The 18169-nt window shown below is 67.2% G+C and carries 17 protein-coding genes; 5 read left to right on the top strand and 12 right to left on the bottom strand.

All coding sequences use genetic code 11. The features are described from left to right. Positions 1-12: 12 nt before the first annotated feature. Positions 13-435, bottom strand: coding sequence for a cupin domain-containing protein (locus G5S35_RS32240; protein WP_176080329.1), 423 nt, complete (start codon positions 433-435; stop codon positions 13-15). Between the two features lie 10 nt (positions 436-445). After that, positions 446-883: a carboxymuconolactone decarboxylase family protein gene (locus tag G5S35_RS32235; protein ID WP_065059139.1), complete on the bottom strand. Its 438-nt coding sequence runs from the start codon at positions 881-883 to the stop codon at positions 446-448. A 389-nt stretch (positions 884-1272) separates the two neighbouring features. Between G5S35_RS32235 and G5S35_RS32230 the strand changes: the two genes are divergently transcribed. Beyond that, complete coding sequence (locus G5S35_RS32230) at positions 1273-2793, top strand: SulP family inorganic anion transporter (RefSeq protein WP_074985129.1); 1521 nt, start codon at positions 1273-1275, stop codon at positions 2791-2793. Between the two features lie 37 nt (positions 2794-2830). Here the strand turns inward: G5S35_RS32230 and G5S35_RS32225 are convergent, their stop codons facing one another. Both G5S35_RS32225 and G5S35_RS32220 read right to left on the bottom strand, forming a co-directional pair. Continuing rightward, a complete protein-coding gene (locus G5S35_RS32225; protein WP_183040497.1) occupies positions 2831-4549 on the bottom strand; it encodes a tetratricopeptide repeat protein in 1719 nt (572 codons plus the stop codon). Positions 4550-4685: 136 nt separating this feature from the next. Then, positions 4686-5285: a short chain dehydrogenase gene (locus tag G5S35_RS32220; protein ID WP_065059013.1), complete on the bottom strand. Its 600-nt coding sequence runs from the start codon at positions 5283-5285 to the stop codon at positions 4686-4688. A 108-nt stretch (positions 5286-5393) separates the two neighbouring features. Between G5S35_RS32220 and G5S35_RS32215 the strand changes: the two genes are divergently transcribed. The 3 genes from G5S35_RS32215 to G5S35_RS32205 all read left to right on the top strand — a co-directional run bounded on the left by G5S35_RS32215 (position 5394) and on the right by G5S35_RS32205 (position 7281). After that, complete coding sequence (locus G5S35_RS32215) at positions 5394-6281, top strand: LysR family transcriptional regulator (RefSeq protein ID WP_183040496.1); 888 nt, start codon at positions 5394-5396, stop codon at positions 6279-6281. A gap of 108 nt (positions 6282-6389) precedes the next feature. Continuing rightward, positions 6390-6875: a MerR family transcriptional regulator gene (locus G5S35_RS32210; protein WP_065059015.1), complete on the top strand. Its 486-nt coding sequence runs from the start codon at positions 6390-6392 to the stop codon at positions 6873-6875. Further along, positions 6859-7281 carry a carboxymuconolactone decarboxylase family protein gene (locus G5S35_RS32205; protein ID WP_176080326.1) on the top strand — a complete coding sequence of 141 codons (423 nt, stop codon included), beginning with the start codon at positions 6859-6861 and terminating at the stop codon, positions 7279-7281. Before G5S35_RS32210 ends, G5S35_RS32205 begins: the two co-directional genes overlap by 17 nt. A 37-nt stretch (positions 7282-7318) precedes the next feature. On the opposite strand, the gene G5S35_RS32200 is transcribed toward G5S35_RS32205, so the two are convergent. The 7 genes from G5S35_RS32200 to G5S35_RS32170 all read right to left on the bottom strand — a co-directional run bounded on the left by G5S35_RS32200 (position 7319) and on the right by G5S35_RS32170 (position 15822). Further along, complete coding sequence (locus G5S35_RS32200) at positions 7319-8899, bottom strand: OprD family outer membrane porin (RefSeq protein WP_065059016.1); 1581 nt, start codon at positions 8897-8899, stop codon at positions 7319-7321. A gap of 98 nt (positions 8900-8997) precedes the next feature. Further along, entirely contained in the window at positions 8998-10038 is a 1041-nt protein-coding gene (locus G5S35_RS32195) for an ABC transporter ATP-binding protein (RefSeq protein ID WP_124263186.1), read from the bottom strand. Beyond that, on the bottom strand, positions 10035-11018 hold the full coding sequence (locus G5S35_RS32190) for an ABC transporter ATP-binding protein (RefSeq protein WP_183040494.1): 984 nt from the start codon (positions 11016-11018) through the stop codon (positions 10035-10037). The genes G5S35_RS32195 and G5S35_RS32190 overlap by 4 nt, the downstream gene beginning before the upstream one ends. 1 nt (position 11019) lies before the next feature. Continuing rightward, the gene (locus G5S35_RS32185) at positions 11020-11913 is read right to left on the bottom strand and encodes an ABC transporter permease (RefSeq protein WP_183040493.1); all 894 of its coding nucleotides are present in this window, start codon (positions 11911-11913) and stop codon (positions 11020-11022) included. 23 nt (positions 11914-11936) lie between these two features. Beyond that, entirely contained in the window at positions 11937-12875 is a 939-nt protein-coding gene (locus G5S35_RS32180) for an ABC transporter permease subunit (RefSeq protein ID WP_183040492.1), read from the bottom strand. Between the two features lie 13 nt (positions 12876-12888). Then, positions 12889-14523 carry a peptide ABC transporter substrate-binding protein gene (locus G5S35_RS32175; protein WP_176080322.1) on the bottom strand — a complete coding sequence of 545 codons (1635 nt, stop codon included), beginning with the start codon at positions 14521-14523 and terminating at the stop codon, positions 12889-12891. A gap of 405 nt (positions 14524-14928) precedes the next feature. After that, the gene (locus G5S35_RS32170) at positions 14929-15822 is read right to left on the bottom strand and encodes a LysR family transcriptional regulator (protein WP_318298059.1); all 894 of its coding nucleotides are present in this window, start codon (positions 15820-15822) and stop codon (positions 14929-14931) included. 87 nt (positions 15823-15909) lie between these two features. Here G5S35_RS32170 and G5S35_RS32165 point away from each other — a divergent pair, with 87 nt between their 5' ends. Beyond that, complete coding sequence (locus G5S35_RS32165; protein WP_183040491.1) at positions 15910-16704, top strand: NAD(P)H-dependent oxidoreductase; 795 nt, start codon at positions 15910-15912, stop codon at positions 16702-16704. A gap of 9 nt (positions 16705-16713) precedes the next feature. On the opposite strand, the gene G5S35_RS32160 is transcribed toward G5S35_RS32165, so the two are convergent. Then, positions 16714-18150 carry an ATP-binding protein gene (locus G5S35_RS32160; protein WP_237181926.1) on the bottom strand — a complete coding sequence of 479 codons (1437 nt, stop codon included), beginning with the start codon at positions 18148-18150 and terminating at the stop codon, positions 16714-16716. Positions 18151-18169 lie beyond the last annotated feature (19 nt).

Below are 18169 nucleotides of genomic sequence, written 5' to 3'. Positions count from 1 at the left end.
CGCGCCCGGTGCTTAGTGCGGAATCGGCTGCTTGATCGCATCGTGCTCGCCGGCGACGGCGAACACGAGGATCTGCGCCGGCTCCGTCGCGCTGACGTTGCGCGCGAGGAGGTGACGCGAGCCGGGCGGCTCGTACCACGCCTCGCCGGGGCCATAGGTCCGCGCGGGCGAGCCTTCGATCTGCGATTCGATATGGCCCTGCGTGACGTAGGCGAACACCGATCCCTTGTGCATGTGCGGCTCGGACGCCTGCCCCGGCGCGAACGTCACGGTGGCGATCAGCACGTTCTTGCCGGGCGCTTCCGGAATCGCCTGCTTCATGACCGGGGCGATGGTTTCGCTTGCGGCGTCGTGCGCCTGCGCGGTGTTCATCGACGCGAGCGCGACCATCAGCGACGCAAGCGACGCCAGCGCGGTTTGCAGAATCGTCTTCATGGCGCGCCTCTCAGGCGGGCATTTTGCGGAACGCGATTGCCAGGCGATTCCAGCTATTGATCGCGTTGATCAGCAGGGTCAGGTCGACGATTTCGGCGTCGCTGAAATGCGGCTTGACGGCTTCCCAGACCGCGTCGGGCACGTGCTCGTGCGAGACCAGCGTGAGCGCCTCGGTCCATTCGAGCGCGGCGCGCTCGCGTTCCGTGAAGAAGGGCGTCTCGCGCCACACCACGACGGTGGCCAGACGTCGTTCGGTTTCGCCGCCCTTGCGCGCGTCGCTCACGTGCATGTCGACGCAGTAGGCGCAACCGTTGATCTGCGAGGCGCGCAGGCGCACGAGTTCGGCGAGCGGCTTGTCGATGCCGCTCTTTTCGACGCGTTCTTCGAGTCCGAGCAGGGCCTTGATGGCGTTCGGATTGGCGCGGTAGAAGTCGAGACGCTGTTGCATGATCGTTCCTTCGAAGTGGGCCGCGCCGGGGAAGGGTGGCGCGATGAACGTCATCGTAGTCGCGATAGCGGCTATTCAAAATAGCCAGTTTTCGGCTATTTCAGGTAGCCACTTTTCCGCCTCCTTTAATGCTTCCCGTGCGCTCGACGAGGCCATCGTCGCCTGCGCGTCAACGCCGATTCTGTTAACATGCGCGCTCCCGTTCGTCCGGACTCCGGCGCGTGCGCCTGCATGTTTTACAGTGATGCGCCCTATCGGGCCTTGTACGCAGGCCCGCCGACGCACCGTCCAGGTGCATCCGGACCGGGCGCGCCGCGCGCCTCGTCGCGTTGTTTTGCAGCGCGCTTTCAGCCCGTTTGCCCGTCTTTTTCCGGTCTACCGCCCGCACCATGGAATCCGCCCGTTCCACTCCGAGCCGTTCCACGGCGCCGTTTTCGTTCTCCGCGCTGCGCAGCGAATTGCTCGCCGGCATCACGTCTTCGTTCGCGCTGGTGCCCGAGTGCATCGCGTTCGCGCTCGTCGCGCACCTGAATCCGCTGATGGGGCTCTACGGCGCGTTCTTCATCTGCACGATCACGGCGCTGTTCGGCGGCCGCCCCGGCATGATCAGCGGCGCGGCGGGCTCGATGGCCGTGGTGATCGTCGCGCTGGTGGTGCAGCATGGCCCGCAGTATCTGTTCGCGACCGTCGTGCTCGGCGGCCTGCTGATGATGCTGTTCGGCGCGCTCAAGCTCGGCAAGCTCATCCGCATGGTGCCGCATCCGGTCATGCTCGGCTTCGTGAACGGCCTCGCGATCATCATCGCGCGCGCGCAGTTCGAGCACTTCAAGCTGCCGGGCGCGCACGGCATGGAATGGATGCACGGCCAGGCGCTCTGGCTGATGTGCGGTCTCGTGGCGCTGACGATGGCGATCGTCTTCGTGATGCCGCGTCTGACGAAGGCCGTGCCGCCCGCGCTCGTGGCGATCGTCGGCGTGGGCGCGGCGGCGGCGTTGCTGCATCTGCCCGCGCGCACGCTCGGCGACATGGCGCACATCGCGGGCGGCCTGCCCGTGTTCGCGATTCCGGGCGTGCCGCTGAATCTGGAGACGCTGCGCATCGTGTTGCCCTATGCGGTGCTGATGTCGCTCGTCGGCCTGCTCGAAACGCTGCTCACGCTCAATCTCACCGACGACGTGACCGCCTCGCGCGGCCAGCCCAACCGCGAATGCGTGGCGCTCGGCGCGGCCAACGTGGTGTCGGGCCTGTTCGGCGCGATGGGCGGCTGCGCGATGATCGGCCAGACCGTCATCAACCTCGGCTCGGGCGGTCGCCGTCGTCTGTCCGGCGTGACGAGCGGCGTGATGATCCTGCTCTTCATCCTGTTCCTGTCGCCGCTGATCGAGCGCATTCCGCTCGCCGCGCTGGTGGGCGTGATGTTCATCGTGGCGGGACAGACGTTCGCGTGGGGTTCGCTGCGCGTGCTGCACAAGGTGCCGCGCAACGACGCCGTGGTGATCGTCGCGGTGACGGTGATCACCGTCTGCACCGATCTGGCGACCGCCGTGATGTGCGGGATCGTGATCGCCTCGCTGAATTTCGCGTGGCAGCACGCGCGCGAATTCCGCTGCGAGATGCGCGACGAGCCGTCGGGCGAGCGCGTCTACACGCTGCGCGGCACGCTGTTCTTCGCCTCGGCGGCGCAGTTCCAGACGCTGTTCGATCCGGCGCGCGATCCGGCGCAGGTGCGCCTCGACTGCGCGCATCTGCAGGTGGCCGATCACTCGGCCATCGCCGCGCTCGAAGCGGTGCAGGCGCGCTACGAGCGTGCGGGCAAGCACCTGACGTTCGCCCATCTCTCGCCGCGTTGCAGCGGCCTGCTCGCGCGCGCCGATGCGGACGTGCGGCTGGCGGCGGAACGCGCGTCCTGATTGTTGCGGTGAGCGGCGCGCGTCGATCTCGCGGCGCTTAAGCTTTCGCTAACGCATCGAGCGCGCGCGCCACGCGAGCGATCACCTCACCCCAATCGCCTGGCGCGCGCTGCTGGAACAGCCGCGCGCGCAGATACCACGGCGAATCGTCACGCTCGCGCAGCCAGCGCCAGCACGCGTCGTAGCGCGACAGAATCCACACCGGCTTGCCGAGCGCGCCCGCGAGGTGCGCCATCGACGTATCGACGGTAATCACGAGATCGAGCGCATCGACGATGGCGGCCGTATCGGCGAAATCCTGCGCCGCGTCCATCGGATCGAGCGGACGCAGTTCCGCCGGCAGCGCGTGGATCTGCGGCTGCGTCGCTTCCCCTTTTTGCAGGCTCACGAAGCGCACGCCGGGCACGCGCAGGATCGGCAGCCAGTCGCGTGCGTGCGTCGAGCGGCGCTGATCGATCGCGTTCATCCGCCGATCGTGCGAACGCGGCGCGCCCGCCCAGACGACGCCGACCTTGAACCCGCGCGCCGGCAGCCGCTCGCGCCAGCTTTGCGCGAGCGCGGCGTCCGCGCGCAGATAGGGCATGGGCGCCGGAATCGTCTCGACCGTGGTGCCGAAGCGCAGCGGCAGGCTCATCATGAAACACCAGTAGTCGTGGCGCGGGATCGTGCCCTGACCGTCGAGCACGTAGACGGCATCCACATGTTCGAGGCTTTTGAACAGCCGCCCGAGCGCGGGTCCGCACGCGACGCTCACGCGCGCCGCGCCGCGGGCTTTCAGCAGCGTGACGTAGCGGCAGAATTGCAGGTCGTCGCCATAGCCTTGCTCCGGCCAGACGATGATCGACTTGCCGTCGAGCGGTTCGCCGCACCAGCGCGGCCACGGCACCGGCGGCAGTTTCACCGCGTGCTCGCCGACGGTTTCGTCGTGACGCGCCTCGTAGAGCGGCCAGCCTTCGGCATAGCGGCCGTTGCGCAGCAGCAGCATCGCCAGATTGCCCTTGACGACGGTGTAGTCGGGCCGCAGCGCGAGCGCCTGGCGATAGGCGGCGATCGCTTCATCGGTGCGCGCCTGCTGGTTGAGCGCGTTGCCGAGATTGTTGTGCGCCTCGGGCACGCTCGGGTCGGCCGCGAGCGCGCGCCGGAACGCCGCCTCGGCCTCGGGCTGGCGGTTCAGGTCGAGCAGCAGCAGGCCGAGATTGTTGTTGGCGTGCAGATTGTCGGGCTCGCGTTCGAGGATGTGCCGATATTCGGCGTGCGCCGCGTCCAGACGCTGCGTGTGCCAGAGCAGCAGCGCGAGATTGCTTCGGGCTCCTGCGTGATCGGGGGCGATGGCGAGCGCCTGGCGCAGCACGGTTTCGGCTTCGGCTGCGCGGTCCTGGTCGCGCAAGGCGAGCCCGAGATTGCCGAGCGCCGAAGGCCAGTCCGGCTCGATGGCGAGCGCCGCGCGCCAGGCGTGTTCGGCCTGCGCGGCCTGCTTGCGCGCGTAAAAGCGGTTGCCGAGCGCGAGGAGCGCGGTGGCGAGCGCGGGCGAGGCGTCGGGCGGTGCGTGAGCGGTGTCTGCGATATCAGCGGAACCGGCGGGATGCTCTGCGTCGGCGCGTTCGAGCGCGTGCAGGCAGCGCGCCGCGAGATGCAGCGCCTCGCGATTGGCCGGATCGTGTTCGAGCAGGGCGTCGAGCAGCGCGAGCGCCTCGGCGTGGCGGCCTGCGGCGTAAAGCGCGTGAGAGGCGAGGGGATCGATCGTGGGCGTATTCATGGCGGGCCGGAGGGGCGGACGTTGGACCTGCCCCAGCGTAGGCGCGCGCCATCTCACTATCCATCGGCTAAATCCGAATTTTCCGATAGCCGATGAGAAGGCGGCGGCACGCGCTCACCGCGCCCGCGCCGGACCTTCACCAGACGCGATAAACCCGCCCCGTCTGCACGCCTTCCACGCTGCGCTGGTACGCAAGCGCCGCGCGCTGCGCGGGCACGCTCTCGAAGCCGGGGAAGAAGCCCGCGAAGCGTTCCAGCGACTCGGTCAGCACGGTCGGGCTCACCGCGTTGATGCGCCGGTTGCCGCGCAATTCCGTGGCGGCGGCGCGCACGAAGCCTTCGATCGCGCAGTTCACGGCGGTCGCGTTCGCGCCCTGGGCGATGGGTTCTTCGGCGACGATGCCGCTCGTCAGCGTGATCGAGCCGCCGTCGCTCAGATAGTGCTGGCCGATCAGCGCGAGCCGCACCTGGCCGAGCAGTTTGTCCTGCAAGCCGATGTCGAACTGCGCCGCGTTCATCTGCGCAAGCGGCCCGAAATGGACGTGACCGGTCGCCGAGACGATCGCATCCACCGTCCCGACTTCGCGGAATAGCGCGGTGACGCTGGCGTCGTCGGTGAGATCGGCGCGGTAGGCGCCGCTCGTGCGGCCCACGGGCACGATCGTGTGCGTTTCGCCGAGCGTCTGCGCGATCGCGCGGCCCACGGCGCCGCTCGCGCCGACCAGAAGGATTTTCATGTGCATCGCTCCATCGAAAAGATAACGGGATGCCCACACTATCCGCCTGACACCGAAAAGAATAAATGGACGATAATTTCGTTCACCTGAAACCAGGAGTTAGTAATCATGGACCGGCTGCGCAGTATCGAAGTGTTCGTGAGCGCCGTGGACAGCGGCAGTTTCAGTGCGGCGGCGCGCGCGCTGGACCTGAGCCCGGTGATGGTGGGCAAGCACGTGCGGCAACTGGAAACGCATCTGGGCGCGCAGCTGCTCCAGCGCAACACACGCGCGCAAAGCCTCACCGACGCGGGCCGCCGCTTCTACGAGGAAAGCCGCAAGGTGCTGGAGCAACTGGCGCTGGCGGAGGCGTCGGTGGAGCGCCTGCGCGCCGAGCCGCGCGGCACGCTGCGCATCAGCGCGGCGACCACGCTGGGCGCGTGCGTGGTCGCGCCGCTGGCGGCGGCCTATCAGAACGCGCATCCTCAGGTGCGTATCGACCTCGATCTGAGCAACGGCGTGGTCGATCTCGTCGATGAAGGCTTCGACGTCGCCGTGCGCATCGGCGCGCTCGATCCGGACCTCGATCTGATCGCGCGCCCGCTCGGCCAGTACCGCATGACGATCTGCGCCGCGCCCGCGTATCTGGCGCGGCACGGCACGCCGCGCACGCTGGCCGACCTCGCCGATCATCGCTGTCTGAGCCACGCGGTCTGGGATCGCCGCAACGGCTGGCGGCTGCTCGGCGACAACCGCTGGCCCGAGCAGACGGACTTCGTCTGCAACGACGGCCACGGCCTGCGCCAGGCGGCGCTGCACGGCGCGGGGCTGCTGCTGCAACCGGCCATTCTCGTCGCCGACGATCTGGCGTCGGGCCGTCTCGTCAGCGTGCTCGACGCGTTCGCACCCGAGGGACGGCCGGTGTACGCGCTGTATCGGCAGGACCGGCAGCCTCTGCCGAAGATCCGCAGTTTCGTCGATTTCCTGGCGGAGCACGCAGCGGCGCAGCTAGGCTGAGCCGCTCGAACCGGTTCGAACGGAGCGCTCCGGCGTGGGCGCAAAATCGCGCTTGACCTGGAGCGCGCTCGAAGTCTCACCATCGTGGTTGTCGTTGAGGGGAAGCACATGAAAATTGGCGATGTGGCCGGCCTGACGGGCTTGTCGGTGCATACGATCCGCTACTACGAGCGCATCGGCCTGATTCCGTTCGCATTGCGCGACGGTTCCGGGCAGCGCGCGTACGACCGCTCGATTCTCGACTGGCTCGCGTTTCTGGGCCGTCTGAAGACCACCGGCATGCCGATTCAGGGCATGTTGCGCTACGCCCGGTTGCGCGCCGAAGGCGCCGCGACCGAAGCCGAGCGCTGCGCCTTGCTCGTCGAGCATCGCGACGCGGTGCGTGCCCATATCGCCGAAATGCAGGCGTGCCTCCTCGCGCTCGACGCCAAGATCGAAGGCTATTCGACCGCTCCTATTTCTTCGCAGAGGCACGCGCATGCAAACCGTCACGAACCCGACGAACCCGAACCTTCAACAACCCGCGCCGGCAGCGCCCGGCGGCGCACAGGAAAGCCGCCTCGCGCGCGGCCTGCGCATGCTGACGGCGATTGACGGCCACGCGGGCGAGCAGGTGGTGGCCTCGCTTGCCGATATCGCGCCGGACTTCGCCACGTATCTGCTGGAGTTTCCGTTCGGCGACATCTACGCACGGCCCGGTCTCGATCTGCGCGCACGGGAGATCGCGACCATCGCGGCGCTGACCGCGCTCGGCCACGCGCAGCCGCAGCTCAAGGTGCATATCGCGGCGGGCCTGAACGTGGGACTGAGCGAAGCGGAGATCGTCGAGACGATCATGCAGATGGCGGTGTATGCGGGCTTTCCCGCCGCGCTCAACGGTTTGTTCGCCGCGCGCGAGGTGTTCGCGGCGCGGCGTGCGCGGGGCGAGGACGCTGGAGCGGCCGAACCCTCTGATTCCGCCGATTCCGCCGAATCCACCGATCACGCGCAAGCCGCCTGAATCCCAAGCGCTCCGGCGGCCTGCGCGCTGATGTCGCTCAGAACAGCTTGAGCGGCACGCCCACGACGAGCCGGTATTCCATGTTGCTCGCGTCGGAGTAGTACTTCGAGCCGTGATGCCACATCGCGACGAACGAGATCTTCGTGTCCTTGAAGCGCCCGCTTTGCAGCGTGTACGAAGGGATGAAGCCGAACTCGTGATGCGAGCCGTGCACGGGCTGGCCGTTCTTCCAGTAGAGCCCGGAATCCGGATTGGCCGCCGCGCCCGCCGACGCATCCGCGCCCCAGCCCAGCGCGTACCAGAGCATCGCCTTCGCGCCCGGCAGCCCGGCGTATTTGCCGTCGAAGCCATAGCGCACCTGGAACGACTTCTCGTGCGGCGCGTTGTAATCGACGTCCATCGAGTTGACGAGATAGATGCCGTTGGTCTCGTTCACGTAATCGAAGAACTGGTCGCCGAGAATCTGCTGGAAGCCGAACAGCAGCGAATGCGCGCCGTGCTGCGCGGCCAGCGACACGCTGTACGCGTTGTTGTTGATATGGCCTTCCTTGCCGCCGCCCACGCTGTGCGTCGAGTAGATATTCGCGAAGCCGGTCCACTTGAGCGTCGACGGATCGCCGACACTCTGCTGCACCGAACCGTAATACTGGCGCCAGACGTCGTCGGCCTGATTGGCGAACAGCGCGACGCTGCCGTTCGGGCTGTAATCCCACGTGCCGCCCACGTAGCTGAAGCGCTTGAACGACACGCCGCCGTACGACGTCGTGAGGTCGGTGAGATTGGTGTGGCCGCGCGCGTTGACCTTGGTGAAGCTGCCCGCCTGCAGCACGGCGTTCGGCACGTCGCGGCTCACGAGCGAGACGCCCATGAAAGTGGGCGGCAGCGCGCGGTTGTCGTGCGGCTCGAAGAACGGGTTGTCGTCGACCATGTGCAGGCCGTATTTGACGACCGTGTCCGAGACGCGCGCCTTCACGTCGTACACGCCCGGATAGCCCCACGCGAGCTGATTCGAGCCGCCGCCGCCCTTGGCCACGTGCACCATGTTGCCGGCGCCCGCGCCGCCGTCGAGCTTGAGCGCGCCGTACAGCGACGCATCCACGCCGAAGCCGATCGGCCCTTGCGTGAAGCCGGAGGTGTAGTCGAGCATCGCGCCCTGTACCCACGCGTGACGATGCGGACCGCCTTCCATGTCGAGCACGTCGGCGTAATTGCGCAGGTTGAGCGTCAGATGACTGTCGCCGATCAGGCCTTTGCTGGCGGCCTGATCCGATTGCGCGCGCGGCGGATTATCGGCGCGCACCGCTTCGTTGGTGCCTTGATCGGGCGTGGGCGCGGCGAGTTGCTCGGGCGCGTTCGGTGCGAGCAGCGGTTCAAATTGCGCTTGAGCGCGTTGCTGCGTCGTTTGGCGCGACGCTTGACGCGACTGTTTGCGTTTCGTTTTGCGCTTCGCCTTGTGCGTGGATGTCGTGCCCGCTTTTGCAGTCGACGCTGCAGAAGTCGTGCCGCCGACGGGCGCCGCTTCGGCCACGTTCGCGCCCAGCGATACCGCCAGCGATATGGCCAATACCGACGCCGCCGTCGCCAACGTCGTGCTCCTGATGCTCTGGTCTCGTTTCATCGTGTGTCTCGGATTATGTTGTCGTCGGTTCATGGCAATCATTAAGGATTGCCAATCTGTCTGGATAAACATCCGCATCCGCGAGGCATGCGGACGACTCAGGCAGCGGGAGGATCGCCGCCCGTACGCGGATGCCAGCAGGCGGCGATCGAATGGGGCGAGCCGTGCGCGTGCAGCGCGGGCGTCTGGGTGGCGCACACCGCGAGCGCGCGCGAGCAGCGCGTGCGGAATGCACAGCCCGAAGGCGGATTGAGCGGCGAGGGGATGTCGCCGCTCAGCAGCGGCACCTCGCGCGCGCGGGCCAACGCGGGATCGGGTAGCGGCACGGCATCGAGCAGCGCCTGGGTGTACGGATGACGCGCCGCGTGGTAGAGCGCGTCGCGCTCGCCCAGCTCCATCACGCGGCCCAGATACATCACCATCACGCGATGGCTGATCGTCTTCACCACGGCGAGGTCGTGCGCGACGAACAGCAGCGAAAGCGCGAGTTCGCGCTGCAGATCGCGCAGCAGATTGACGATCTGCGCCTGGATCGACACATCGAGCGCGGAAACCGGCTCGTCGCAGATCACGAGTCCCGGTTCGCCGATCAGCGCGCGCGCGATGCCCACGCGCTGACACTGGCCGCCCGAGAATTCATGCGCGCGTCGCGCGGCGTGATGCGCGTTCAGGCCCACGCGTTCGAGCATCGTGAGCACGCGCCGCGCGATCTCCTGACGGCCGAGTTGCGGCGCGTGCGTGACGAGCGGTTCGGCGACGATCTGCGCGATCGACATGCGCGGATCGAGCGAGGCGAGCGGATCCTGGAAGATCATCTGTGCTTCGCGGCGCAGCGCGCCGAGCCGGCGGCGCGCGCCATGCACGGTTTCTTCGCCGCGCCACGTCACGCTGCCGCCCGCAACCGGCGTGAGCCCGATCACGGCGCGCGCGAGCGTCGATTTTCCGCAGCCCGATTCGCCGACGAGCCCGAGCGTTTCGCCGCGCCGCACGTCGAACGACACGCCGTCCACCGCGCGCAGCGTCGCCTGTTGCCACGGCCAGTGGCCGCGCTTCACGCGAAAGTGCACGGCGAGATCGCGCACGCTCAGCAGCGTGCCGGATGCGGCGATGTCGGATGTTGTGGTGAGCGTGGCGGTCATGCGTGCGCTCCTCGCGCGACGGGCGCGGGCAAATGGCAAGCGCGTTCGCGCGCGCCGGATGCGCGCAGCAGCGGCGTTTCCTGGTGACAGCGCTCGAACGCTTGTGCGCAGCGCGGCGCGAAGGCGCATCCCTGGCCGCCGCTGCCGGGCAGCGGCGGATTGCCGGCAATCGTGCGCAGCGGCGCGCCGCCGGGCGCGTCGAGTCGCGGCAGCGCGCCGAGCAGACCGACGGTGTACGGATGCAAGGGACTGTTGAATAACGAGGTGGCCGATGCCTTCTCGACCGCGCGTCCGGCGTACATCACCATGACGTCGTCGCAGAGTTCGGCGACGACGCCCATATCGTGTGTGATCAGCAGAATGGCCGTGCCGCGCTCGCGATTCATCTCGCGCAGCAGCGCCATGATCTGCGCCTGCACGGTGACGTCGAGCGCCGTGGTGGGTTCGTCGGCGATCAGCACGTCGGGCTCCATCATGAGCGCCGTGGCGATCAGCACGCGCTGGCGCATGCCGCCCGAAAACTCGTGCGGATAGAGGCCGATGCGGCGCGCGGCGTCGGGAATGCGCACGCGTTCGAGCGCTTCGATCGCCCGTGTGCGCGCCGCGCGGCGCGTGAGCTTGCGATGCTGTTGCAGCGACTCGGTCATCTGCCGCTCGATCGTGAGGAACGGATTGAGCGAGGTCATCGGGTCCTGGAAGATCATCGCGATGCGGTCGCCGCGAATGCGGTTGAGCGCGCCGGGCTTCATCGCGAGCAGATCGTCGCCGCGAAAACGCGCGTGACCATGCGCGCGCCCGTTCGAGGCGAGCAGGCCGAGCATCGCCATGACGGTCTGGCTCTTGCCCGAGCCCGATTCGCCGACGATGCCGAGCGTGCCGCCCGCTTCGAGCGCAAACGAAACATCGTGGACGACCGTGAGCGGCGGCCCGTCGCGACGCACGAAACGCACGCCGAGTTGTTCGACTTCGAGTAGCGCCATCTCAACGCTCCCGCGGGTCGAGCGCATCGCGCAGCCCGTCGCCGACGAAGTTCACGCAATAGAGCGTCGTGCACAGCAGCGCGGCGGGACAGAGCAGCAGCCACGGCATGGCTTCGAGCTTCTGCGCGCCGTCCTCGATCAGCACGCCCCAGCTCGTCATCGGTTCCTGCACGCCGAGGCCGAGGAACGACAGCACCGACTCCGTGAGAATGATGGCCGGGACCGTGACCGTCGCGTACACGGCGACGATGCCCGCGAGATTCGGCACGATATGCCGGACGATGATCGCGGCAGGCTTCACGCCGATGGCGCGCGCCGCGTCGACGAACTCGCGCGTGCGCAGCGAGAGCGTTTGACCACGCACCACGCGCGCCATGTCGAGCCACGAGAACGCGCTGATCGTCAGCACGACGAGCGAGAACGCGCGGCCAAACAGCGTGACCATCAGGATCGCGATCAGCATGTACGGAATCGCGTACATCATGTCGACGAGGCGCATGAGGACGGCGTCCGTGCGGCCGCCGAGATAGCCGGCCGTGGCGCCGACCAGCACGCCCGCGAGCGTCGACACCAGCGTGCCGAGCAGCCCGACTTCGAGCGAGACGCGTCCGCCGACGAGCGTGCGCGCGAGCAGATCGCGGCCGAGTTCGTCGGTGCCGAACCAGTGGCCACCTTGCAGCGTGGGCGCGAGGCTGATGGCGCTCCAGTCGCTTTCGGTGGGCGAATTCGTCAGCAGCAGTGGGCCGATGAAACAGGCGAGCGCGATCAGCACGAGCAGCGCGAGACTCGCGAGCGCCGCGCGATGGCGCACGAAACGCGCGAGCGCGGGCGGCAACGTGCGCAGTGTCCGGCGTGTCTCGTCGGCGTGCGCGTGAGGAGTGGAGAGGGCATTCATGGCGTGAAAATGAACAGGCGCGATCAGTAGCGGATGCGCGGATCGAGCCACGCATACGCCAGATCGACGAGCAGGTTGAACAGCACGGCGCAGACCGTGGTGAGCACGACGAGGCCGAGTACGAGCGTGTAATCGCGATTGACCGCGCCGTTGACGACCAGTTGGCCGAGCCCCGGCAGCGCGAACACCGACTCGGTGACCACGGCGGCCGTGATCGACGAAATACACACGGGGCCGAGCAGCGACACCACTGGCATGAGCGCGGGACGCAGCGCGTGGCGCAGTACGATGGTGTGGCCGGGCAGACCCTTGGCGCGCGCGGTGCGGATAAAGTTGCCGGACAGCACTTCGATCAGGCTGCCGCGCATCACGCGCGCGATCGACGCCATGTTGACGACCACCAGCAGCGCGATGGGCAGCACGCGGTAATGCCACTCGCCGTCGCCCCAGCCGCCGGCGGGCAGCAAGCCGACGCCGTCGTGCGATTTGATCAGGAGGGCGAAACACAGCACGAGCACCGGACCGAGCACGAACGGCGGCACCACGTTTCCGAGATTGCCGAGCAGCATCACCGCATGGTCGATCAGGCTGTTGCGGCGCACGGCGGCCAGCGCGCCCAGCGCCACGCCGAACAGCACGGCGAGCGGAATCGACACGCCGCCGATGCCGAGGCTGATCGGCAGCGCCTTGCGCACGAGTTCGTTCACGGACCAGTCGGCGTACCGGAACGAGCTGCCGAGATCGCCGTGCAGCAGCGCGCCCAGATAGCGCAGATACTGCTGCCAGAGCGGTTCGTCGAGGTGGTAGCGCGCGTTGAGATTCGCGAGCGCCGCCGCCGAGAGCGGCTTGTCGGTGTCGAACGGGCCGCCGGGCGTGCAATGCAGCAGCAGGAAGCAGGCGGTCACGACCGCGAGCACGGTGGGGATCGCCCAGAGCAGGCGGCGCAAGGTATAGGCGAACATGGCGAGGCGCGGATCAGTGCTTGAGGATGTACATGTCCTGCGTGGCGCGCTGGTCGATGTAGTTCGTCAGCGAATAGCCCGCGACATAGGACTTCACGAGACGCGCGCTCGCGTACTGAAACAGCGGCAGCAGCGGCGTGTCGGCCATCGCGCGATTGAACGCCTCGGTGAGCATCGCTTCGCGTTTCGTCTCGTCGGTCTGACGATTCGCCTGTGCGACGTCGGCATCCACTTTCTGATTGCAGTAACGCTGATCGTTCTGCGGGCTGCCGCATTGAATCAAGCCGAAGTACGACATCGCGTCGTTGTAGTCGACATACCAGCCGTCGCGCGCGATCTGATATGCCGCGTCGTGACGTTGCTTGAGCAGCACCTTGAATTCGAGGTTCTCGATCGTCGCGTTCACGCCGAGCTTCGTGCGCCACTCGCTCGTTGCGAACAGCGCGACCTTCTTGTGCATCTCGTTGGTGTTGTAGATCAGCTTGAAACTCAGCGGCTTCGCATCGGAATAACCGGCCGCTTTCAGCAGACCGCGCGCGGCTTCCACGCGTTTCGCCATCGGCCACGCGGCCCAGTCGGGCGCATACGGATGCGCGCCTTTCGTGCCGTTCACGATCAGGCCATAGGCGGGACGCTCGCCGTTCTGCGTGATCTTCGCGGTGAGCAGGTCGCGGTCGAGCACCATCGACAGCGCCTGACGCACACGCGCGTCGCGCAGCGCGGGATCGGTGTTGTTGAGCGCGTAGTAGTACGTGCCGATCTGCGTGCCGGCGCGCAGCTCGGGACCGAACTGCTTCTGGATCTGCGCGTACTGGCCGGACGGAAGTTGATACGTCATGTCGATCTGGCCGGACTGGAACATGCGCATGGCGGTTTCGTCGCTCTCGATCGGCAGATACGTGACCTTCGAAATGGCCACGCGCGCGGCGTTCCAGTATTGTGGATTCTTCATCAGCACGATGCGGTTGTTCGGCTGCCAGTCGGCGAGCACGTACGGACCGTTGCTGACGAGATTGCCGGGACGCGTCCAGCTCGCGCCATACTTCGCGACGGTCGCGCGGTCGATGGGCGCCATGCTCGCACTGGCCGTCAGTTCGGGGAAGAAGGGCGCGGGCGCTTCGGTCTTGACTTCGAGCGTGGTCGCGTCGATCGCGCGCGCGCCCAGACTCGTTACGGGCGACTTGCCCGCGATGACGGCCTTCGCGTTCTGGAGGAATTCGATCGCGACGGTATAGACCGAGGCCGTCTTCGGATCGGCCATGCGCTGCCATGCGTAGACGAAATCGGCGGCGGTCACCGGATGGCCGTCGCTCCATTTCGCCTCGCGGCGCAGCTTGAAGATCCACGTATCGGGCGTGGGATGCGTCCACGATTCGGCCACGCCCGGCACCACGTTGCCCGCCGCGTCGATGCGCGTGAGCCCTTCATACACGTCGATGCCCACGAGATTCGCGCCAACCGATTCGATGCGTGCGGGATCGAGCGACTCGATTTCGGCGAGCAGTTGCCGCGTGATTTCCTGCTTCTGCGCGAGCGCGGTGCCAGCCGGAATCGTGACGGCGAACACGCCGCCGCTTTGCGCGACGCTGAACGTGGTGATCGCGGCGAACGCAGCGGCGCGGAGTAAAAGTCGGGTACGGTAGCTCATTCGTGATCCTGATTAACTGTTCTTTGACATTGACGTGCCGGTCGTCCGCTTGTCGTTCGATGACGCGAGGCGATTAACGCGCGCTGCCGCGTGAAAATTCGAGAATTAGCCTGCTCTGGCGAGCCGGGGGCGATTATTGAAACCGCGCCAGGGCTTGTCAATCCGGAGGGATGCGCCGCAAGAATCGGAGTTATCTGATAGTGGGGCGTTGGCGGCGTGTGCGCGCTTCGAGCGTGCGTGATGCACGCGAATGCGTAAGCCGTTGATATTGAGTGACTTATTTTGCGCGATGTCGGCGGCGATCCGGGCGATGCCGCGCGCGCTTTGCGCAATGGGTTACACGAGTGCGACGCGCGATGTTTCGCGCCGTGACGGCGCGTTGCGTTTAATCAATCGCGCAAGCGCTCACATCGCGGCGGCGATCTGCTCGCGCAGCCAGCGATGCGCCGGATCGCGATGCACGCGCTCGTGCCACAGCATGCACATCTCATAACCGGGCACCTCGACGGGCGCTTCGACAAGCCGCAGCGCCGGATTGCCGCGCACGAGCCGCCACGGCAGCATCGCGACCAGATCGGTCTGCGAGATCGCGGCGATCACGAACAGAAAATGCGGCACCGAGAGCACCACGCGGCGCGCGAGTCCCGCTTGCGCGAGCGCTTCGTCGGTGACGCCGCGAAAGCCGCCGCCGTCCGGCGAAACGATTACGTGTTCGAGTTCGCAGAACTGCTTCGCGTTCGGACGGCGCTTCAGGCGCGGATGTCCGGCGCGCCCGGCCAGCACGTAACGCTCCTTGAACAGCAGTTTCTGGCGCAGCGTGTCGGGCGCGCCGCTGACGATATGCATCGCGAGATCGATCTCGCCCTGTTCGGCGGCCCTGGCGAGATTCGCGGGCGGCAGTTCGATCACGGCGAGGCGCGTATGCGGCGCGGTCGCGCGCAGCGCGTTGAGCGCGGGCAGCACGATGGTCGATTCGCCGTAGTCGGTGGCGGACACGCGCCAGGTGTGTTGCGCCGCCGACGGATCGAACGGGCCTTCGGGCGCGACCGCACGCTCCAGCGCGTCGAGCGCTTCACGCAGCGGTTCGCGCAAGGACTCGGCGCGCGCCGTCGGCCGCATGCCGCGCGGGCCGGGCAGCAGCAGCGGGTCGCCGAGCAGGTCGCGCAGACGCGCCAGTTGCACGCTCACGGCGGGCTGCGAAAAGGCGAGCCGTTCGGCCGCACGCGTGACGTTGAGTTCGTCGAGCAGCACGTCGAGCGTGACCAGCAGATTCAGATCGAGACGACGGAGATTATTCACGGTAATACCTGCCATTGCCGATATTCATTTCCAATATAGCAGAGCGGCCACTAAGCTCGACCTCACTTACCCAAACGGAGTGTCGTCATGAACGTGCTGCTGGTCTATGCCCATCCCGAACCGCGCTCGCTGAACGGTTCGCTCAAGAACTTCACCGTCGAGCGTCTCGAACGCGCGGGCCATACGGTGCAGGTCTCGGATCTCTACGCGATGAACTGGAAAGCCACGCTCGACGCCGACGACGCGCCCGCGCGCGATCTCGCCGAGCCGTTTCGTCCGTCCGCCGATTCGCGCCACGCATTCGAAGGCGGCACGCAACCCGCCGATATCGCCGCCGAGCAAGAAAAACTGCGCTGGGCCGACGCCGTGATCCTGCAATTTCCGCTCTGGTGGTTCACGATGCCTGCGATTCTGAAGGGCTGGGTGGAGCGCGTGTATGCCTGCGGTTTCGCGTACGGCGTGGGCGAGCATTCGGATCAGCGCTGGGGCAGCCGTTACGGCGAAGGCACGCTGGCCGGCAAGCGCGCGATGCTGATCGTGACCACGGGCGGCTGGGAGTCGCATTACGGTCCGCGCGGCATCAACGGGCCGATCGACGACATTCTGTTTCCGATCCAGCATGGAGTGCTGTATTACCCCGGTTTCGACGTGCTGCCGCCGTTCGTCGTCTACCGCACGAGCCGCATGGACGACGCGCGTTTTGCGCAGACGCGTGCGGCGCTCGGCGAGCGGCTCGACCGTTTGTGGGAGACGGCGCCCATCGCATTTCGTCAGCAGAATGCGGGGGCTTACGAGATTCCCGCGTTGACCTTGCGCGACGAGATCGCGCCCGGGCGCACGGGTTTTGCCGCGCATGTCGATGGCGCGGGCGCGGCTTCCTGAGCGTGTGGATCAGTCGTCGCGCGGCAGCACGAGTTCGGCGTCCAGACCGGCGATGCGGCCCTGTTCGATGCGATTTACGAGCGTGAGGGTGCCGCCGTGCGCGGCGGCCACGCTGCGCGCGATGGTGAGTCCGAGGCCCGTGCCGCCTGCCTGCGCTTCGCCTTCGCCGCCATCATCGCGCCGCAGCGAGGCAATGCGGAAATACGGCTCGAACACGCGTTCGCGCAACGCGTCGTCGGCGATACCGGGGCCGTTGTCGCTCACGGTCACGTGCACGCTGTCGCCATCGTCGCGCACCGCGATGTGCGCCGCGCCGCCGTAGCGGATCGCGTTGTCCACGAGATTTTGCAGACCGCGCTTGAGATTGCGCGCAAAGCCGCGCACGGGCGCACGCGTCGCGCCGGTCACGCTGACGGCCTGACCGGCCTCGCGCGCGTCGGCGGCGAGGCCTTCGAGCATAGAGTCGAGATCGATTTTCTGATGCGCCTCCGTGACTTCCACGCCTTGCACGACGTCGAGCGTCGCGCGCACCATCGCTTCCATTTCATCGAGGTCGCCGCGCAGCCGCTCGCGCCACGCGGGATCGGGCAGCATTTCCGCGCGCAGCCGCAAGCGCGTGAGTGGCGAGCGCAGATCGTGCGAAACCGCCGCGAGAAAGCGCGCGCGCTGCGCGAAGCTGTCGATCAATTGCTGCTGCATCGCGTTGAATGAATGCGCCGCGCTGCGCACTTCCTGCGGCCCCGTTTCGGGCAGCGGCGCGCGATGGATGTTGCGACCGAGCGCCTGCGCCGCGCGCGTGAGTTGACGCAACGGCGCGAGCGCGAAGCGCACGGCGACGAACGCAATCGCGCAGACCGCCGCGAAGCGCAGCAGATAAATCCGCAGCAGATAGTCGAACACGAGTTCGCCGCGTTCCGAATGCATGCCGGCCTGGCCTTCCTTCGATTGAATCTCGAGCCAGCCTTGCTGAGGAATATTCAGGAATACGTGGAAATCGCCCGTCGGCATGCGCGAGTCGAACAGGCTGAGGATGCCGCGATGACGGCCGTCGTCGTCGCGCAGATGCGCATCGAGCAGACGCACTTCGATGAGCGTGCCGAGGCGTTTGCGGATCACGCCTTCGATCAGCCCGCTTGTCGCGCGCAACGTGAGCGAGGGCGCGGGCGGCGCGGCGGGCGGCGTGCCCTGCACCCAATGCAACTGGTAGCGGTCGTCGCCGAGTGCGCTCAGCACGCTCGCGCGCGCGGCGGCGTCGGGCGCGCGTTCGAGCAGGCGCACGGTATCGGCGAGGCGGCTCGCGAACAGGCGCGCGGGGATTTCGAGCGTGCGGTTGTCGTGCGTGTCGAACCAGATCGTGCTGGTGAGCAACTGGCCCGCGAACATGCCCGCCGCGAGGATCAGCACGAGACGGCCGAACAGCGTGTCGGGCCAGAAGGCGCGCTTCACGCGCTGCCATCCGCGTTGC

The organism is Paraburkholderia tropica, from assembly GCF_014171495.1.
Classification (GTDB): domain Bacteria; phylum Pseudomonadota; class Gammaproteobacteria; order Burkholderiales; family Burkholderiaceae; genus Paraburkholderia; species Paraburkholderia tropica.
Note: the sequence above shows the minus strand (reverse complement) of the source record. Positions and strands in the feature narration are given on the sequence as shown.